The 18,243-nt window shown below is 55.2% G+C and carries 18 protein-coding genes and 2 pseudogenes; 18 read left to right on the top strand and 2 right to left on the bottom strand.

Features of this window, described 5'->3' with window-relative positions:
• Positions 1-283 precede the first annotated feature (283 nt).
• From tnpA to mdh, 4 genes and pseudogenes are all read left to right on the top strand, one after another.
• Positions 284-610, top strand: a complete 327-nt coding sequence (tnpA, locus tag E308F_RS12375; protein ID WP_141265172.1) for an IS66 family insertion sequence element accessory protein TnpA — start codon at positions 284-286, stop codon at positions 608-610.
• Positions 604-960 carry an IS66 family insertion sequence element accessory protein TnpB gene (tnpB, locus tag E308F_RS12370; RefSeq protein WP_141265171.1) on the top strand — a complete coding sequence of 119 codons (357 nt, stop codon included), beginning with the start codon at positions 604-606 and terminating at the stop codon, positions 958-960. Before tnpA ends, tnpB begins: the two co-directional genes overlap by 7 nt.
• A gap of 110 nt (positions 961-1,070) precedes the next feature.
• Positions 1,071-2,642, top strand: coding sequence for an IS66 family transposase (gene tnpC / locus E308F_RS12365; RefSeq protein WP_141265291.1), 1,572 nt, complete (start codon positions 1,071-1,073; stop codon positions 2,640-2,642).
• A 474-nt stretch (positions 2,643-3,116) separates the two neighbouring features.
• A pseudogene (gene mdh / locus E308F_RS16940) lies at positions 3,117-4,133 on the top strand (malate dehydrogenase).
• Positions 4,134-4,216: 83 nt separating this feature from the next.
• Here mdh and E308F_RS12355 read toward each other — a convergent pair.
• Positions 4,217-4,447 (bottom strand): DUF1657 domain-containing protein, encoded by a 231-nt coding sequence (locus tag E308F_RS12355; RefSeq protein ID WP_141265170.1) that lies wholly within the window; start codon positions 4,445-4,447, stop codon positions 4,217-4,219.
• 238 nt (positions 4,448-4,685) lie between these two features.
• Between E308F_RS12355 and E308F_RS12350 the strand changes: the two genes are divergently transcribed.
• The 6 genes and pseudogenes from E308F_RS12350 to nadE all read left to right on the top strand — a co-directional run bounded on the left by E308F_RS12350 (position 4,686) and on the right by nadE (position 9,576).
• The gene (locus E308F_RS12350; protein WP_141265169.1) at positions 4,686-6,074 is read left to right on the top strand and encodes a radical SAM protein; all 1,389 of its coding nucleotides are present in this window, start codon (positions 4,686-4,688) and stop codon (positions 6,072-6,074) included.
• Positions 6,075-6,188: 114 nt separating this feature from the next.
• Positions 6,189-7,544: an aspartate aminotransferase family protein gene (locus E308F_RS12345; RefSeq protein ID WP_172613940.1), complete on the top strand. Its 1,356-nt coding sequence runs from the start codon at positions 6,189-6,191 to the stop codon at positions 7,542-7,544.
• 125 nt (positions 7,545-7,669) lie between these two features.
• Positions 7,670-7,855: pseudogene (locus E308F_RS12340) on the top strand (glutaredoxin family protein); the annotation flags it as partial.
• A 116-nt stretch (positions 7,856-7,971) separates the two neighbouring features.
• The gene (locus tag E308F_RS12335; protein ID WP_054935738.1) at positions 7,972-8,172 is read left to right on the top strand and encodes a hypothetical protein; all 201 of its coding nucleotides are present in this window, start codon (positions 7,972-7,974) and stop codon (positions 8,170-8,172) included.
• A 17-nt stretch (positions 8,173-8,189) separates the two neighbouring features.
• Complete coding sequence (locus tag E308F_RS12330; RefSeq protein WP_141265166.1) at positions 8,190-8,531, top strand: spore coat protein; 342 nt, start codon at positions 8,190-8,192, stop codon at positions 8,529-8,531.
• Positions 8,532-8,583: 52 nt separating this feature from the next.
• Positions 8,584-9,576 (top strand): NAD(+) synthase, encoded by a 993-nt coding sequence (gene nadE / locus E308F_RS12325; protein ID WP_253260458.1) that lies wholly within the window; start codon positions 8,584-8,586, stop codon positions 9,574-9,576.
• A 20-nt stretch (positions 9,577-9,596) separates the two neighbouring features.
• Here the strand turns inward: nadE and E308F_RS12320 are convergent, their stop codons facing one another.
• Entirely contained in the window at positions 9,597-10,427 is an 831-nt protein-coding gene (locus E308F_RS12320; RefSeq protein WP_141265165.1) for an SDH family Clp fold serine proteinase, read from the bottom strand.
• 311 nt (positions 10,428-10,738) lie between these two features.
• On the opposite strand from E308F_RS12320, the gene E308F_RS12315 reads away from it, so the two are divergent.
• The 8 genes from E308F_RS12315 to E308F_RS12280 all read left to right on the top strand — a co-directional run bounded on the left by E308F_RS12315 (position 10,739) and on the right by E308F_RS12280 (position 18,156).
• Positions 10,739-11,548, top strand: coding sequence for an IclR family transcriptional regulator (locus E308F_RS12315; RefSeq protein ID WP_253260457.1), 810 nt, complete (start codon positions 10,739-10,741; stop codon positions 11,546-11,548).
• On the top strand, positions 11,538-12,344 hold the full coding sequence (locus E308F_RS12310; RefSeq protein WP_172613717.1) for a nicotinate-nucleotide pyrophosphorylase: 807 nt from the start codon (positions 11,538-11,540) through the stop codon (positions 12,342-12,344). The genes E308F_RS12315 and E308F_RS12310 overlap by 11 nt, the downstream gene beginning before the upstream one ends.
• Before the next feature lie 114 nt (positions 12,345-12,458).
• Positions 12,459-13,379, top strand: a complete 921-nt coding sequence (locus E308F_RS12305; protein WP_141265163.1) for a molybdopterin-binding protein — start codon at positions 12,459-12,461, stop codon at positions 13,377-13,379.
• Positions 13,354-14,127 (top strand): 2-keto-4-pentenoate hydratase, encoded by a 774-nt coding sequence (locus tag E308F_RS12300; RefSeq protein ID WP_141265162.1) that lies wholly within the window; start codon positions 13,354-13,356, stop codon positions 14,125-14,127. Before E308F_RS12305 ends, E308F_RS12300 begins: the two co-directional genes overlap by 26 nt.
• Before the next feature lie 68 nt (positions 14,128-14,195).
• Positions 14,196-15,071 (top strand): acetaldehyde dehydrogenase (acetylating), encoded by an 876-nt coding sequence (locus tag E308F_RS12295; protein ID WP_141265161.1) that lies wholly within the window; start codon positions 14,196-14,198, stop codon positions 15,069-15,071.
• Positions 15,068-16,087: a 4-hydroxy-2-oxovalerate aldolase gene (gene dmpG / locus E308F_RS12290; protein ID WP_141265160.1), complete on the top strand. Its 1,020-nt coding sequence runs from the start codon at positions 15,068-15,070 to the stop codon at positions 16,085-16,087. The genes E308F_RS12295 and dmpG overlap by 4 nt, the downstream gene beginning before the upstream one ends.
• A gap of 3 nt (positions 16,088-16,090) precedes the next feature.
• Positions 16,091-16,711, top strand: a complete 621-nt coding sequence (locus E308F_RS12285) for a 4Fe-4S binding protein (protein WP_141265159.1) — start codon at positions 16,091-16,093, stop codon at positions 16,709-16,711.
• Positions 16,711-18,156: a hypothetical protein gene (locus E308F_RS12280; protein ID WP_141265158.1), complete on the top strand. Its 1,446-nt coding sequence runs from the start codon at positions 16,711-16,713 to the stop codon at positions 18,154-18,156. Before E308F_RS12285 ends, E308F_RS12280 begins: the two co-directional genes overlap by 1 nt.
• Positions 18,157-18,243 lie beyond the last annotated feature (87 nt).

Raw genomic sequence — 18,243 nt, 5'->3', positions numbered from 1 at the left:
ATGCTCCGCGCCGGCTCTAGGGCGGAAAAGCAAGCGCCCACTTCCTCCGCTGCCTTGCAGGGCGCTCTTAGAGAGGGCGCTGGTGAGCTCCCCATATCTCGTTAGTTGTGGTAGGGCATGACGCCGTTTTTTTGGCTGCGGGCGCTTTTTCCGGCCTTCCGGCCGTCAGCCGCCGGCCAGGACCCGCCACGTACGTAAGCGTCAAATACAGCCCACCTTGGCACCAATCGCAAGTATAGGGGATAATCCTCTTCAGAACACAAGCTGAGGAGGATTTTTTGTTATGACCAAAGCTGAACGGCAAGCACTATGGGAAACCCGGATAGCCGAATACAAGAAGAGCGGGCAAAGCGTCAGAGAATGGTGCGCTACCCATGAAGACGTTAACCCTAAACAATTATGGTACTGGCTGCGGAAGTATAAGAACCAGGACGTAGTTTCCCCGGGAAACTCAAATCGGTGGCTGCCGGTAGAAATAAGGGAGCCATCTTCTGGTGTTCAGGGCAACTCCTTGTTGGTCAGGATAGGCAAGACCTGCATCGAAGTAAAACCCGGCTTTGATCCCGCCCTGCTTTCTCAGGTGGTTAAGGTGCTGGTAGCATTATGCTAAACGAATTAGGTATCGACCGGGTTTATCTCGCCTGCGGTGCCACTGACTTACGCAAGTCCATTGACGGCCTGGCGGTGCTGGTCAAGGAAGGGTTTGAATTAGACCCCTTCTCTTCTTGCCTTTTCGTTTTCTGTAACCGCAAGCACGATAAACTAAAGATCCTCCACTGGGAGCACAACGGTTTCTGGCTTTATTACCGCCGGCTGGAGAAGGGCAAATTCGTATGGCCTAAAGAAACCACTTCGGCAACCATCACCATAAGCCGCCGGGAGCTGCGCTGGCTACTCGACGGCCTCCCCTTAAAACAACCTCAGGCCCATCCCGAGGTAAAAGCGCGCACCATCGTGTAATATAAAACACCAGAAAGAAATATTTTCACTTTGTGGTTGATTCTAGAGGGATTCGACGGGTTTCGTCGAATCTTTTATTCATGAACACTACTTCGCAATCTATCGCTGCCATGAATATAGAAGAGCTGCAAAGCCGCTGTCTACAGCTGGAAGAGCAGTGTAGATGGCTGGAACAACAGAATGCCGAGCTGACTGCTAAACTGAATTGGTTTATGGAGCAGTTTCGTTTAAGCAAGAAACGGCAATTCGGTGTTTCCAGCGAACGGACCAGGCCTTTAGAAGAAGAGCAGCTTTTGCTTTTTAATGAGGCGGAAGCGGAAGCCCGGCCGGAGGCGCCTGAACCCGATTTGGAAACCATCACCTACCAGCGCCGCAAAAAACACAGCCGCCGGGAGATGAACCTGGAAGAACTGCCGGTAGAAGTAGTAGAGCACCGCCTGCCGGAAGAAGAGCGGGTCTGCCCGTGCTGCGGCGGTCCCCTGCATGAGATGAGCACCGAGGTGCGGCAGGAACTTAAGGTCATCCCGGCCCAGGTGAAAGTGGTTAAACATGTGCGCTACGTCTATTCCTGCCGCCGCTGCGAGCGGGAAGAGATAACCACTCCCGTTGTCACGGCACCTATTCCGGCGCCCGTACTTCCCGGCAGCCCTGTATCTCCTTCCCTCCTGGCCTACATCATGACCCAGAAATACGGGGCGGGGTTACCCCTCTACCGCCAGGAGCAGCAGTTTAAAGGTTTAGGGATAGACCTTTCCCGGCAGACAATGGCCAACTGGGTGCTCCATGGAGCCAACACCTGGTTAGCCCTTATTTACGACCGCCTCCATGAATACCTGCTTAAAAGAGATATCCTCCATGCCGACGAGACGACCTTACAGGTGCTTCAGGAACCTGGAAGGGAAGCTGCCACCAAGTCATTCCTCTGGCTTTATCGTACCGGGCGGGACGGTCCTCCCATCATCCTTTACGACTACCAGACCACCCGGGCCGGCAAACACCCCCGCCGCTTCCTGGCAGGTTTTAAGGGTTATCTACACGTCGACGGCTACGCCGGCTACAACGAACTGCCGGATGTCACCCTGGTCGGCTGCTGGGCCCATGCCCGGCGCAAGTTCGACGAAGCCTTAAAGGCCCTGCCGGAAGATAAACGCAATGCAGCGGTAGCCGCCCGGGAGGGGCTGGAGTACTGCAACCGGCTCTTTGCCATAGAGGGCGAGTTGAAAGATAAAACGCCGGAAGAACGATATCAAATCCGCCAGGTGCGCAGCAAACCAGTGCTGGACGCCTTTTTGGCATGGCTAAAAACCCAGAAATCCCGGGTACTGCCCAAAAGCACTTTTGGGCAGGCGATTTACTATTGCCTGGGCCAGTGGGATAAACTCGTAGCCTTCTTGCAAGACGGGCGTCTGGAACTCGACAACAACCGCAGCGAGCGCTCCATCAAGCCCTTCGTCATTGGCCGCAAGAACTGGTTGTTTGCCAACACCCCGCGGGGTGCTAAAGCCAGTGCCATTACCTACAGTATCATAGAAACGGCAAAAGAAAACGGGTTAAATCCCTTCCACTATCTCATTTACCTCTTTGAAAAACTTCCCAACTTGGACCTCAAGGATAAAAATGCCCTGGATCAACTCCTGCCGTGGTCGGAAACTTTGCCTCCTGTCTGCCGGATGAATAGTTAAGCTTGTTTTAGCCCCCGCCTTAGATGCAAGGTGGGGGTTATTTTACGCTTACCCACGTACCATAGGTCGTGACTGGTAGTCACAACTCGCGAAACCCTGTAGCTCGCTGCTGCAGGGTTTGTTTATTGAGTAAAAATGAAACCGGTTTTCGGGTATATCCTCCCGGGGTATATATTTCCTCAAGCTGGCGCCCGGCAACATCGCTAACAGATGGGAAATTGCAGATTAATGTCCCGGAATGAACTAGCGGTTTCAGGGGAGCCTCCCCCACGGTTTTAAATTTTTGTGGAAAACTTTTTCATATCTTAAGAAGGAGAAACAAAAAAATAGCTAATTTATACATGAATGGATGTATACATTATATTAAAGGCTGTATTCATTATAATTTCTAAGCACCGTCCTCGTGCGTTCCTGAACCCTGGCAACAGGATACGGCAGAGGGGTGACAAACAAAATTAAACAGGGGTGTTCACCGTGGCTTTTAAACGTCCAAAAATTGCCCTGATCGGCGGAGGTCAGATCGGCGGCGTTCTGGCACAGCTGTGCGCTTTTCGTCAGCTCGGCGATGTTGTCATGATCGACATCGTTGAAAACATGCCCCAGGGCAAGGCCCTCGACATAGCCGAGGTTGCCCGCATTAACCAGTTTGACATCAAGCTTTTCGGGACGAATACCTATGAGGATATCGAAGGAGCGGACCTGTGCATCGTGACGGCAGGTGTCCCGCGCAAACCCAGCATGAGCCGCGACGACCTGCTCACCATCAATGCCAACATCATTAAGACGGTCGGTGAAAACATTAAAAAATTTGCTCCCGATTCCCATGTCATTGTTATCTCCAACCCGCTGGACGCCATGGTTACCCTTATGCAATATGTAACCGGTTTTCCGAAGAACCTGGTCTATGGCCAGGCAGGTGTTCTTGACTCCTCACGCTTTGCTACCTTCTTAACCTGGGAACTGGGTGTTTCTGATAAAGACATCAATGCCCTTGTTCTTGGTGGCCACGGTGATAGAATGGTACCGCTCATCCGTTATGCCAACGTTAACGGTATCCCGGTAATGGAGCTTCTCAATATGACAGCAGCGCCAGGGCCAGGGAAATAATTGGCGGTATCATTGAACGCATCCGCAATACCGGTACAGAAATTGTAATCCTGCTGCAAAAAGGTTCGGCCTTTTATTCCCCGGCAGCATCTACCATCCAGATGATGGAAGGCGTTCTCCGCGATGAAAAAACGCCTCCTGCCGGTTTGTGCTTACCTGCAGGGCGAATATGGCGTTGAAGGCTATTATGTCGGCGTCCTGGTTATCCTTGGTAAAGACGGGGTAGAAAAGATTATCGAAATCACCCTGAATGAAGAAGAACAAAAAAAGATGTTTGCCAGCTCCGTAGCTGCCATCGTAAAGCTTGTCGAAGATTTGATACGCCCTGGTTTTCTTCCGCAGAAATACCATTACCAGAGGGGGCAGCTTGAACTGATAGGGTAAAAAATAGCGTTGTATTCTTTTCCATCTCGGCATATGCTATAAATATAAGCCCCCGTTTTTACGGGGGCTATGCTAAAGGGACGCTACTGCATCTTGCCCTGCGCCTGCTGGAAAACCTTGTACTGGGGTTCCTGGGTTTCCAGGTAGTTGACTCGACCCTTTAAGCCCTGGGCGATATTTTCGATTTGGTTGGCATAATCGGTAAACTGCTTCTTGGCGTTTTTATCCTGGGTTTCCAGGGCATAGGTCTTCAGATCGGCAATGGCGCCTTCCAGGCTGGTGAGGGTCTGGTGCATTTTGGTACCAACAGTCAATTTTTAAAAGCCCTCCTTTGCAGTATTGGTCCCTGTCCAGTTGCTAGTTTGGATCCTTAAAGAGAATAATATAAGAAGTAGTTTCTGCACAGAAGGGAACCCTTGACCAGATATGGTCATAAGCGTATAATAAAAACAAAAATTGGTCTTTTGGGTGTTTTGGGAGGTGGTAGCCGGCGTTGACAGCACGTAAAGGCTACCATTTTGTGCTTATAAAGCTGGAAAGGAGGTCTTGTGCGTGAACCTGGCGGCAACTTATGTAGGGGAAAAGTTGCTTGAGCAGGGGGTTAAATTAATTCTCAATAACCCGGAAAAGAATATTCCCCGCCTGATTGCCGTGGCGGAAAAGCTGGCCCGGGATCCCTATCACCGGGAAATGGTGGCCAATGTTAAGAGGGTCTTGGAGGACAGAAATAGCAACTGGTACCAGTTCGCCCAGAGGTTGCTGACTCAGACCCATCCTAATATCAGGCAGCGCCTGGCTATGGACTTCTTTGTTAATTCGACTTTTATCGGTGTGCCGCGGCAGAAGGAATGGGCGGCGAAACTCGGTGTCGCCGTACCGTGGGCCATCCTTATGGACCCAACGGAAAAGTGTAATTTAAATTGTCTGGGTTGCTGGGCCGGCGACTACCAGCGGGCGCAAGAACTGGATTTTGCTACCATGGACCGCATAGTTACCGAAGGCGAGAAGCTGGGCATTAATTTTATCGTTCTATCCGGCGGCGAACCCCTGCTGCGACGGGACGATATTATCAGGCTGGCCGAGAAGCACCCCGACCAGGTTTTCCACCTCTTTACTAACGGTACTTTAATTGATCAAAAATTTGTCGACGATATGGTCCGCCTGGGTAATATCACGGTAGCCTTGAGCCTGGAAGGTTTTGAGGAAAGAACCGATAGCCGCCGCGGCAAAGGCGTTTTCGCCAAGGTAATGCAGGCCATGGACCTCATGCGGGCCGCCGGGGCCGTCTATGGGGTCTCAGTAACTTACAGCCGCAATAATACCGAGGAACTGGGTAGCGACGCCTTTGTTGATATGCTGGTAGACAAAGGGGTTGCCTTTGGCTGGTATTTTACCTATATCCCCATTGGCAAGGACGTGGACCTGGAAATGATGGCCACCCCGTCCCAGCGGGCCTGGATGTTTGAGCGTATCCAGTATTTCCGCCGGACCAAACCCATCTTCCTGGTGGACTTCTGGAACGACGGCGAGGCCAGTAACGGCTGTATCGCCGGCGGGCGGCGTTATTTCCACATTAACGCGGCCGGGGAAGTGGAGCCCTGTGCCTTTGTCCACTACAGCACTTGCAATATTAAGGACGTCAGCCTGGTGGAAGCCCTGCAGAACCCTCTTTTCCGCGCCTACCAGAAGCGCCAGCCCTTTAACCAGAACCTGCGCCGTCCCTGCCCCCTTATTGATAACCCGGAAATGCTGCGGGACATAGTGGCCGAGTCCGGTGCCCGCTCGACCCAGCTGCATAGTGACGAGACGGCAGCGGAGTTTGCCGCCAAACTGGCCCCCTATGCCCGGGCCTGGGGAGAGGTGGCCGACCGCATCTGGGAAGAGGAAGGAAAAGCTGGAGCTGTAACAGTGGAGGGGGAAAATTGTTGCCGGACACATTAGACAAAAAGCGGATAGAGATGGTAAAATGACCTTGAGAGAGGCTCTTGAGGTCATTTTATTGAAAGGCATGTGAAGAGATTGGCTGAGGATAAGTTATACAGCCTGGAAGAGGCCATGGAATTTTCCCGTCAGGAGACGCGGGAAGTATATCGCCGCTATGTCAATCCCGGCCTGGCGGGGATGCTGGCCCTGCTGGATTTTGACAAGTCCTTTGTCCGGGCGCAAGGAGTTGCCGTCTGGGACAGGGAGGGCAAGCGCTACCTGGACTTCCTGGGTGGCTATGGCGCCCTCAATCTAGGTCACAACCCGCCGGAGGTGCTGGCCGCCGTTAAAAGAGTCCTGGGACGGCCCAATATCCTCCAGGCCTCTTTAAATCCCCTGGCTGCGGCCCTGGCCCACAACCTGGCGCGGGTGACGCCCGGGGACCTGGAGCGGGTCTTTTTCTGCAACAGCGGTACCGAGGCCGTGGAGGGCGCCCTGAAGCTGGCCCGCGCCGCCACCGGCCGGGAAAAGATCGTCTACTGCCGCAATTCCTTCCACGGTAAAAGCTTTGGTTCCCTGTCGGTCACCGGGCGGGAGAAATACCAGCGTCCCTTTGCTCCTTTACTGCCTGGGTGCGAGGCGGTGCCCTATGATGACCTGGAGGCCCTGGAGGCCAAACTTGCCGGTGGTGATGTGGCCGCCTTTATCGTTGAACCCATCCAGGGTGAGGGGGGTGTGATCGTCCCCCACGACGGCTATCTTAAGGGGGCGCGGGACCTCTGCGACCGCTACGGGAGCCTGTTAATCATCGATGAGATCCAGACGGGCTTTGGTCGGACGGGCTATCTCTTTGCCTGTGAGCATGAGGGTGTGGTACCGGATATCATGTGCCTGGCCAAATCCCTGGGCGGCGGCGTCATACCAATCGGCGCTTACATTGCCCGTCCGGATGTCTGGGATAAAGCCTACGGTAGTATGGATAAAGCTTTGCTCCACACTTCCACCTTTGGCGGTAATAGCCTGGCGGCGGCTGCCGGCCTGGCGGCCCTGCAGAGCATCCTGGATAAAGACCTGGCGGGTCAGGCGGCAGCCAGAGGTCGCTTCTTCCTGGAACGGCTGCGGCAGCTTAAAGAGAAATATAGCCTCATTAAAGACGTCCGCGGCCGGGGCCTTCTCATCGGCCTGGAGTTTAACCAACCCGTTGGCGGGTGGCTCGACAAGCTTACCCGGGGCAAGGTTAATGAGCTGGCCGGGGAATATTTCGGGTCCCTGGTGGCCGGGGAACTGTTGAATAAACATCAGGTGATTACGGCCTATACGTTAAATAACCCCAATGTTATCCGCCTGGAACCGCCTTTGATTGTCACCGAAGAAGAGATTCAGCAGGTGCTGGCGGCCCTGGAAACTATCCTGCACGGATATGGCTTTATCGGTGTAACTTTAAGCAGCGCCAAAACAGTCCTGGGTTCCCTGTTGAAACGCAAATAGAAGGTTATTCAGAAGGCATAAAGCTGGTGGCTTCCCGGCAGACTAAGAAAAAAGTCTTCCGGGAGGTAAGCCTGATGCCAGATAATGTAATCGTCTACACTACTCCGACCTGACCCACCTGCAAGACGGTGAAAGAGTATCTTTCCCAACATGGCGTTAACTATGAAGAAAAGGATATTAGCGTTGATGGCCGGGCCAGGGAGGAATTATGCCGGCGTAATGGCGGCCTGGCCGCCGTGCCCACCCTGATCGTTGACGGCCAGGTAATTGTCGGCTTTGATGAAAATCGCTTGAATAAAATATTTCATTAACGCCGGGGTAAGTACCCCGGCCTGGTTTTTATTGGTTGCCATTTTTATGTATAGGCGCCAGACGGTAGGGAAAAATGATCCCTGGTAAAATTAAATATACGGAAGGAGGCCATACGATGGCTGGTTTAACCCAGGCCGAATTAATGCAGCTCCGGGAAAATTTAAGTAACGAATTGTTGATGATCCGGAAATTCGGGGCTTATGCAGCCCAGTGCAGCGATCCCCAGTTGAAGCAGGTCCTGAGTTCTGTGCAGCAGGCCCACCAGCGCCACTATAATACCCTGATCCGCCACCTGGGCGGGCAGCATATGATGTAAAGGGGGAAGGCAAGCCCATGCAACTTTTTGACGACAAGACCATGTTCAGCGATTGCTTGGCCAGCGAAAAGCTTTTAACCAGCTCCTATAATATGGCGATTACCGAGTGCGCCAACGATCAGCTGCGGCGGGATTTTATGGCCGTTTACCAGGATGAGCAGAACTGCCTGAAGGCTGTGTGGGATGTTATGCACGCAAAAGGGTGGTACCAGCTCAACATGGCCAGCCAGCAGGAAATCACCCAGCTGCAACAGCGCCTGCAGCAGGAACAAATGCAGCTCCAGCAGGGTGGTATGATGGGTGCCCAGATGGGGATGGCGCCCCAGATAGGTGGCGGAATACCCCAGTACCGGGTGTAGGTAACTGAACCGTAAGAGTGCCTCCGGGGGAATAACTTCGGAGGCTATCTTTATGCCGGTCCTTAGCGATTGCCAGTTCCCGGGAACTGGCGGCAGGAATTGGCGTCTTTACGTCGAAAATAGTGATAAAAAGCTTGGGCTTTTTGCTCAAGCCGGTCGCCCGGTGTGGTCACCCGGTGTTCCCGGCAGTGCAGGGGGGTGCTGCCATAAGCGGCAAAGGTGCGTAGCAGCGGGGAGAGGCCCTCAGCCGGCGGCTAAAATCTGCTGCTACCGGCCTGTGGTTGGAGCCGGTTTAGCGGCCCGGGGGGTAACAATGGTGGATACAACGAAAATGGCAGCCGATCTGGTAGCCTGGTTGCAGGAGGAGGTGCAAAGGGCCGGAGCCCAGGGTGCGGTGGTCGGCCTGAGTGGCGGGATTGATTCCGCCGTAGTGGCGGCCCTCTGCCGACAGGCCTTCCCGGATAATTGCCTGGGTGTGATCATGCCCTGCCACAGCGACCCGGGCGATGCAGAGGACGCCCGGCTGGTGGCCCGGCACCTGGATCTACCGGTGGTAGAGGTGGTGCTGGATGACGTCTACGACCAGCTGGTACTGCTGCTGACGGGAAAACCTTACGCAGCTGAGCGGCGGAGCCTAGCCCTGGCTAACTTAAAGCCGCGCCTCAGGATGTTAACCCTTTATTTCTATGCCAACGAGCGCAATTACCTGGTCATTGGTACGGGTAATAGAAGTGAGCTGGCAGTGGGGTACTTTACCAAGTATGGTGACGGCGGTGTGGATTTGCTGCCCCTGGCCAACCTGGTGAAGACCCAGGTACGGGAACTGGCCCGTCATTTAAGACTGCCGGAAAGGATTATTGCCAAAGCCCCTTCAGCAGGCCTGTGGGCCGGCCAGACAGATGAGGGCGAGATGGGCCTCAGCTATGCCGTCCTGGATCATTATCTCCTGACGGGAGAAGCGCCGCCGGCGGCGAAAGAGAAAATAGAGGCCATGGCCGCCTGCAGTGCCCACAAAAGGCGGCTGCCCCTGGTACCGCCCTTTTAAGGTGCCGGTGCTCCCGGATATTAACGCCGCCCCCCGTCGCGGCGGCTGTAGGGCAGGGGCACGTACTGGACCGAAGGCCGGCGTCCGGCCGGCTGGGGATAGAGTTCCATAAGCTGGTATATTTCCCGGGGCAAACCGGTTTTCACCGGCAGCCCCATTTTTATTAACTGCTCAACACTGATGGGATAGTCATGGGTCCAGCGGCCTTCACTTAAAATGGTGGCCAGTTCCTCGGCCTTCTGGCGTTCCATTTTTTCAGCCAGGAGTTCTACCAGGCTTTCCCGCACCTGCTCCATGGCTTTTCTGGCGATGTCGCCCAGGATAAGGGTGCGGTCGTCAATCTCGTTTTTATCTTTTTCCTCGATAACCTTGAGAATTGAGGCCGCCGGGTACTCGCCCAGCTGGGGGTCAACGGGGCCCAGGACGGCGTTTTCGTCCATGACGATTTCATCGGCTGCCAGGGCGATGAGGGTGCCGCCGGACATGGCGTAGTGGGGAACGTAGACGGTTACCCTGGCCGGGTGTTTTAAAATGGCGTGGGCTATCTGCTCAGCTGCCAGGACGAGGCCGCCGGGAGTATGGAGGACCAGGTCAATGGGCATATCCTCGGGGGTTAGACGAATGGCCCGCAGGAGCTGCTCCGAATCTTCGATATTGATGTAGCGAGTAAGGGGAATACCCAGGAAACTCAAGGCTTCCTGGCGATGAATGAGGGTAATGAGGCGCGAATTCCTCTTTCTTTCAAAAGCCCGGATAAGATGCAGGCGGGCGGCTTCGATCCGCCGCTGGTGCAACATGGGTAAAAAGGCCGATATCAAAAAGATGATCCAGATGATACTCAGGAAATCCACGGCCGGGGCACCTCCTTTTGCCGGTCCTCTAAATATTATCCCTTTATTACCACCAGGATATGCCAGTCCCGGTATGAATGTACCGTGATTTTTTCGCTATGGTAAATAAATTTGCGATAATCCCGAATGAATGAGGCTATGGTACGGCAGGAATACCAAAATTAATGGCGAATTTGTTTTAACGTAAGATACAGAATGGGGTTTGATATTGCCGAACATTGCCAGCCTGAGAAGGGTAGTATCTGACGGAAAAGTATTGTATACTAAATACATCAAATCTAGTTCAGCTATATAGAATGGGGGCTGGCAAAATGGCAATAAAGGACCAAAATAATCCATCGCGGATTCGCTCGGTAGCCAAGGCATTAATGATCCTTGACCTGCTGGCCGCCAACCAGCGGGATATGTCCCTGGCAGAGATAGCCCGCGCCATGGATTTGCCGAAAAGCACCCTGCATGGGTTGCTGGCTACCTTGCGGGATTTCGGTTATCTGGAGCAGTCGCCCTTTGACGGCCGTTACCGTCTGGGAGTGCACCTTTTTGAAATCGGCAATATTGTGGCCAATAACTGGGACGTCCGCAAAGTAGCCGGCCCCTATATACAGAAACTGGTAGACGAACTGGGGGAGACAGTCCACCTGGTGATCCTCGATAAGGGGGAAGTCTTGTACATTGATAAGCGGGAAAGCCAGCAGTCCCTGCGGATTGTTTCCCAGGTGGGGATGCGCCTGCCGGCCCACTGCACCGGCGTGGGCAAAGTACTGCTGGCCTACCTGCAACCTAGTGAAGTGAAGCGCATCATTGCCACAAAAGGCCTACCCCGCTATACCCGTCAAACCATCACCGACCCGCGCCGGCTGGAGGCGGAACTGGAAAAGATACGGGCAAGAGGGTATGCCGTAGACAATGAGGAAATTATGGACAGCCTGCGCTGCGTTGCAGCGCCAATAAGGGACCATAACGGCAAAGTATGTGCTGCCATTAGTGTTGCCGGCCCGGTAGCGAGGCTGGAGGGAGAGAAGTTCCAGCTGGCCGTAGAACTGATCACCCGGACGGCAGCAGAGATATCGGCCGGGCTGGGATACCGGCCTGCTTTAGGAAGTGATATTAGTGGAACTTAGGGAGTTTCTCTTTGCCCCCCTGGCAGGGCATACCCTGACCTTTGCCATCACCGCCCGGGAAAGGGGAATATTCTCCGGGGCGGCCAGGTTAAAACAACTGGCAGGTGAGCTGGGGCTGGAAGTAACCTGGTCGGCCCCCGAAGGGTATGCTTTGGAGCCTGGCAGTTGCCTTTTCCGGGGTAGGGGCGAGGCCACGGCCATTATCCGGGCGGAAGAAATGCTCCTGGGAGTTGTTGGTAAGCCTTCCGGGGTGGCCACGGCGGCGGCCGGTTTTGTCCGGCAGGCCGGGGAGCGGATAAAAGTCGTTTGCGGTGCCTGGAAAAAGGTAGCTCCGGAAATAAGGGGCGAGCTGCGCCAGGCCATCGCCACCGGAGGTGCCGGTATCCGCATTACCGAACGCCCCTTTATCTACCTGGATAAAAATTACGTCCGCCTCCTGGGAGGCGTCGAGCCGGCGGTGGACCGGGCGCGAGCCTATGACCCGGAGCGGGTGATCGTCGTACAAATCCGCGGGGAAGGCCGGCCCATAGCCGCTGAAGCGGAGGCGGCGGTAAAGGCCGGGGCAGGAATTATCATGGTAGACACCGGCCATTTGAAGGACCTGGCAAACGTGGTAACGGCAGCGCAGCAAGGAGGCTGGCGGGAAAAAGTAAAACTCGCCTTCGCCGGCGGCGTTACGCCGGCAGGCCTTGAGGAGGTAATAGACGCAGGGGCGGACATCGTCGATGTCGGCCGGGCCATTATCGACGCACCCCTGCTAGATTTAAGCCTGGATGTGGAAGGGATTTCGCTATAAACGGAAGGATTACATTTTCCTGTACATTCCAACTCAAGCAAATTATACACCAGACTGTTTCTATCATATGGCAAGAGGGCCGGATCAGATATCAAAAGAAAGGGGGGATAACCCGTGGAATGGGACCTGCTGGAGAAAACGACCTTCTGGATCGATAACATTGAACTAACCGACGCCGACCTGGGCCAGGTTGCCGCGGCAGCAGCCGCCGCTCTGGAACTGGCCGCGCAAGACGTGATGGTGGTGGACGTGCGGCCGGGCCTGGTGGCCTTTGATATCCTGCGGCGCAGGGTACGGGCGGAAGCAGTAGCCGGCAAGGAGAAGGAAATCTTACAGCGCCTGGCGGAATTACCGGGGGTAACTTTAAGACCGGAAGCCGCTGTCCACTCGGAAGGAGTCTTAGGCTTAATTGCCCTGGAGCCGGGAGAAGCCGCCCGGGTATTGAAAGAAACGGTCACCCTGGCCCGGGATATCAGCCAGGCTGTCGCCCGGCGGGCCATGGTTTTTGCTTCGGGAGCCGAAGTTATAGCGGGGAAGATCAAAGACACCAATTCACCTTATATTATAACGGCCCTGGAAAAAGCAGGCTACCAGGCAAAGTTCGGCGGCATCCTGGAGGATGACGCCATAGCGGCGGCCAACCGCCTGGAAGGGGCCCTGGAAGAAGGTTATGGATTGCTAATCACCACCGGAGGCGTCGGGGCCGAGGACAAGGATTTCAGCATTGAAGCCATCTTACGCCTGGACCCGGAGGCCTGTACCCCCTGGATCCTGAAGTTTAAGCCTGATTACCACCGTCACCATAAAGAAGGTGTACGCATTGCCGTAGGCAGGGTAGGCCTGGCCTACCTGGCAGCCCTGCCCGGTCCCCACGAAGAAGCCAGGCTGGGCTGTGACCGGCTGCTTGCCGGACTGGAGCAGGGGCTGGGAAAAGACGACCTGGCAGAATATATAGCCAGCGCATTGCGGGAACGCTGGCGCAGTGTAATGAAAGAAGGAGGCCACGAACATGGATTACCAGGCCATTGCTGCTGAACTCCTGGCAGCAGAAGCCAGCTGTAACCCAATCGAACCCTTGACCAGCACTTATCCCGATTTAACGGTAGAAGATGCCTACCGCATCCAGCTGGCCGGCATAGGGATAAAGAAAGCCCGGGGAAACAAGGTCATTGGTAAAAAGATCGGCCTGACGAGCAGGGCCATGCAACAGCTCCTGGGGGTAAACGAACCCGATTATGGCCACCTGCTGGACAACATGCTGCTACTCGAGGGCGAACCCTGCCGGCGAGATGAACTCCTTTTACCACGGGTGGAGGGTGAACTGGCCTTTATCTTAAAGGACACCCTCAAAGGCCCGGGGGTAACCATTGCCGACGTCTTCCGGGCCACGGAAGGCATCATGCCTGCCTTTGAGATTGTCGACAGCCGCATCCGCGACTGGAAGATCAAGCTGCCGGATACCATTGCCGACAACGCTTCCAGCGCCCGCCTGGTCCTGGGCAGCCGCATGGTGCCCATCAAAGACCTGGACCTGCGCCTCATCGGCATGGTGCTGGAGAAGAACGGCGAAGTGGTCAGCAGCGGCGCCGGTGCCGCTGTCTGGGGACACCCGGCGGCAGCCGTGGCCTGGCTGGCCAATAAACTGGCCGCCTTTGACATCGCCCTGGAGGCCGGCGAAATCATCCTTTCCGGCGCCGTCACGGCAGCCGAAAACGCCAGCGCCGGCGATGTTTTCACCGTGTCCTTCCACGGCCTGGGCAGCCTGAGCCTGAAGTTTATTTAACAAAAATCAAATGACTTTGGTTTGGAGTGAGCGAACGAAAACCAATTCAAATTAAAGGGGATGTGAGTGTGAAAAAGGTAAAAGTGGCCGTCATCGGCCCGGGGAATATCGGTTCCGACCTGATGTACAAGATCCTGCGCAGCCAGCATTTAGAGATGGCTCTCATGGCTGGCATTGTCGAGTCGGAAGGCATCAAAAGGGCCAGGAACATGGGTATCAAAACCTCTATCGAAGGTATCAATGCCGTCCTGGCTGAAGAGGACATCAAAATCGTCTTCGACGCCACCGGGGCCAAACCCCACCTGCAGCACGCCCCGCTTTTAAAAGAGGCCGGTAAAATCGCCATCGATCTGACGCCGGCCGCCGTCGGCCCTTATGTCGTGCCCTGTGTCAACCTGGACCAGGTCAAGGCCGAACCCAATCTTAACATGGTAACCTGCGGCGGCCAGGCCACGGTGCCCATCGTCTATGCCATCAACCGGGTGGCTGGTGCCAGGTACGCCGAAATTGTGGCCTGCATTTCCTCCAAAAGCGCTGGACCGGGCACGCGCCAGAATATCGACGAATTTACCCAAACGACAGCAAGAGCCCTGAGGGTTGTCGGTGGAGCTCAAAAAAGCAAAGCCATTATCATCCTGAACCCCGCCGAACCACCCATTATGATGACCAACACCATTTACGTAGAGGTAGAAAAACCAGACGAGCAGGCCATCCGGGCCTCGGTAGAAGCCATGGTGAAGGAAATTCAGAGCTACGTACCAGGCTATCAGCTTCGGGTGCCACCTTTGTTAGATGGAAATAAAGTAACGGCCATTGTCCAGGTGGAAGGGGCCGGCGATTTCTTGCCCAAGTATTCCGGGAACCTGGACATCATCACCTCGGCTGCAGTAGCAGTAGCTGAAAAACTCGCCCAAAAGATTCTGGCAGGGGAGGTGGCAGCATGAAAAACTCCAAATTCATCCACCTGGTCGATACAACCTTGCGGGACGGTAGCCATGCCGTCAGCCACCAGTTCACGGCCGAACAGGTAGCCGCCATTGCCGCGGGTTTGGACGCGGCCGGCGTGGAATATATTGAAGTTTCCCATGGTGACGGCCTGGCCGGTTCCTCCTTTAACTACGGCTGGTCGGCAGTAAGTGAAGAAGAACTGCTCAAAGCCGCCAGCGGGGCTATCAAGAAAGGGAAATTAACCGTCCTTTTGCTGCCCGGTATCGGCACCGTCGAGGACCTGAAGATGGCGGCTGATTGCGGTGCTAAAGTTGTACGGGTAGCCACCCATGTTACGGAAGCCGATATCGGCGAACAGCATATTAGCATCGCCAAAAAAATGGGCATGATGGCCGTAGGCTTTTTGATGATGGCCCACATGGTGCCCCCGGAAAAGGTGGTCGAGCAGGCCAAACTCTTTGAATCTTACGGGGCCGACTATATTAATATCGCCGACTCGGCCGGGGCCATGCTGCCGGAGGATGTTAAAGCCCGTGTCGGCGCGGTGGTGGAAGCAGTAAAGGTGCCTGTGGGTTTCCATGCTCACAACAACCTTACGTTGGCTACGGCCAATGCCTTAGCTGCTGTGGAAGCTGGAGCCACTTTCCTGGATGGTACTTGCCGGGGCTTAGGCGCAGGGGCAGGCAATGCCCAGACGGAAGCCCTGGTGGGCGTCCTGGATAAGGCCGGTTACCAGACGGGTATTGATTTCTACAAGATTATGGATGTAGCTGAAGATATCGTTGAGCCCATCATGCACCGGCCCCAGGTGGTGCGTAACGCACCTCTGATGCTGGGCTATGCCGGTGTTTACTCCAGTTTCCTCTTGCACACCTACCGGGCGGCCGAGAAATTTAACCTCGATCCCCGGGACATCCTTGTAGAACTGGGAAGGAGGCGGATGGTCGGCGGGCAGGAAGATATGATTGTTGATGTAGCGTACCAGTTGGCACAAAAGAGAGGAGGGGCTTAAGCTTTGAAGGTAGTCAATTTGCTGGCTGAAGTGGATGCCGGCAAGTGCCGGGGCTGTAAAACCTGCGAGAAGGTCTGCCCCGTACTGGCCATCAAAGTAGAAAACAAGAAAGCTGTGGTAGATACAGAGCGTTGCCGGGGCTGTGCCGCCTGCGAGCAGCGCTGCCCGGACTATGCCATTACCATGGTGAAACGGGAGCAGCCGATAGTGGTCAAAGTCGACGTCAGTGCTGTCGACTACGGCCGGATAGAAGAACTCTGCCGGCGCGCCAAACTGAACCCGGAGCAGATCATCTGCTACTGCACCGCCACCCGGGCGGAAGAAGTAGCCGCCGCTATCCTGCAAGGGGCGAGGTCCCCGGAAGAGGTTTCCTTCCTCACGGGAGCCCGTACCGGCTGCAAGGTAGAATGTATCCAGCCCATCCTGCGTCTCCTGGAAGCGGCTGGCATCAAACCTGAGCCGCCCAAAGACGGGTGGCAGTGGTACGGCCGGACGGTAACAGTGTGGGAGATACCAGAGGAAGTCAAGCGCAAATACGCTACCCGCGGTTTTTACTTTGACGAAGACATCAAACTCTTGGACCGGGTAGCGGCAGCGCCTGTACAGATAAGGAGGGATTCCTGATGCGACCTCCCATTAAACCTATACCACCCAGGCAGTCCCAGTATGGTATTGACCCAGCGTTAGTTAAAACCAGGGTCTGCGAATTACCGGGAATGACCTCTGTACTGCTCAAAGAGCTTTTCCCCGACCTGCCGGAAGTAATTTATCCAGGTGAAGGGGGGGTCGCTGCCGTCCGTAAAGCTACGGAGGAAGCCTTACAAAAAATCGATATGAGCAAGATCAAGCCGGAACACTCGGTTAATATCCTGGCTTCCCACCACGGCTTTACCCTTTTAGGCGGCGAACCCTATGCAGAAATGTTAAAGACAATAAAAGACGTCATCGAAGCCCGGACGGGGTGTAAGAATATCCGCCTTAGGGCCGGAGTGGGCCTGCGCTTCCGGGAGACGGAAGAGTATATCAAGCGCTACGGCCTGGATAAACACTTTGACGGCAAGGCCATCGGCGTGGCTCCCATAGACCAGGGGATACCCATTGAAACCGAAATCGGCACGTTGTATGGCATCCGCAAGATTTACGACGCTGACTGGATTGTCCATGCCCATAACAGCGATGTCCGCGAGGTCCACTTCCACCGCCAGGTAGACCGGGCCGTAAAGCCCTTCGGCATGTCCTACGCCCGCATTGAAACCCGGTCCACCTATCACCAGAACCTGGGGCCGCGGGCGGCCAACTTTACGGCCAGGGCCATCTTTGACTCGCCCTTTGTCCAGAAGAAATTTGCCTTTGCTTCCTTCCTGACGGTGGCGCCCAACGGCATCATCGGCGTCGACGCCGACAGCGACCTCTATGCCCTGAACGACCGGGTGACCCAGATCGGCTGCCGTTACTACGGCAAGATGATGACCCTCTTCGGCGAGATCGACGAGTGCATCGCCGCGCTGGACTTCCCCTGCCCGGTGGTGTATGTCTTCTCAGCGGGGGTGATATACGCCAACTTTGCGGGAGCCAACACCGACCTGTATGACCTTGATATGCCCCTGCCGGCCTATACCTGGTACACGGAGGCTTTCTACGGCAAGGCGGGGAGGCCGCTTTTGGAGGATATACCACCGGTGAACCCGGCCATCAAGATGTGCGTCCACAACTACGCCTGGACGGGTTATCCCAGTGCCTTCTTCAGTGAGCACATCCCCACGGTGGTAGTGGGCCAGGAGCAGGCGGACCTCTTCAACCGCGATCCCCAGAACCTGACCTATATGAAGCATGCAGTAGTGGCCGAAACAACGGAAGCGGCCATGGAGTTTGCCTATAAGACTACCGGTACCCGCAAGGTCATCATCTTTGACGGCGCCATGGGCGGTATCAACGTCAGCGAGCCCATGGCTGAGCTGCTGCTCAAGAAAGCGCCGGCTGTCAGCGAAAGGGTAGAGAATGAGCTCTTGCCTAAATGGCTGCGCCAGCGGGGCGTAGACATGAGCGTGCTCAGAAAAGCCGTAAGCTAAAAAAGCAAAAAAGGTAAAAGAAAAACACCTCTCCGGCTGGCTGGCCAGCCGGAGAGGTGCTAAATTACTTGAAGGAGGTAAACCTGC

It is taken from the genome of Moorella sp. E308F (assembly GCF_006538365.1).
Taxonomy (GTDB): Bacteria; Bacillota; DSM-521; order Neomoorellales; family Neomoorellaceae; genus Neomoorella.
This window is presented reverse-complemented; position numbering and strand designations above follow the sequence as displayed.

Bases quoted from the DNA above. Each gene is read 5' to 3' on its own strand.
- E308F_RS12330 (WP_141265166.1), top strand. From the start codon at position 8,190: ATGCAACTTTTTGACGACAAGACCATGTTCAGCGATTGCTTGGCCAGC.
- E308F_RS12280 (WP_141265158.1), top strand. From the start codon at position 16,711: ATGCGACCTCCCATTAAACCTATACCACCCAGGCAGTCCCAGTATGGT.
- nadE (WP_253260458.1), top strand. From the start codon at position 8,584: ATGCCGGTCCTTAGCGATTGCCAGTTCCCGGGAACTGGCGGCAGGAAT.
- tnpA (WP_141265172.1), top strand. From the start codon at position 284: ATGACCAAAGCTGAACGGCAAGCACTATGGGAAACCCGGATAGCCGAA.
- tnpC (WP_141265291.1), top strand. From the start codon at position 1,071: ATGAATATAGAAGAGCTGCAAAGCCGCTGTCTACAGCTGGAAGAGCAG.
- E308F_RS12315 (WP_253260457.1), top strand. From the start codon at position 10,739: ATGGCAATAAAGGACCAAAATAATCCATCGCGGATTCGCTCGGTAGCC.
- E308F_RS12345 (WP_172613940.1), top strand. From the start codon at position 6,189: ATGGAATTTTCCCGTCAGGAGACGCGGGAAGTATATCGCCGCTATGTC.
- tnpB (WP_141265171.1), top strand. From the start codon at position 604: ATGCTAAACGAATTAGGTATCGACCGGGTTTATCTCGCCTGCGGTGCC.
- dmpG (WP_141265160.1), top strand. From the start codon at position 15,068: ATGAAAAACTCCAAATTCATCCACCTGGTCGATACAACCTTGCGGGAC.
- E308F_RS12335 (WP_054935738.1), top strand. From the start codon at position 7,972: ATGGCTGGTTTAACCCAGGCCGAATTAATGCAGCTCCGGGAAAATTTA.
- E308F_RS12300 (WP_141265162.1), top strand. From the start codon at position 13,354: ATGGATTACCAGGCCATTGCTGCTGAACTCCTGGCAGCAGAAGCCAGC.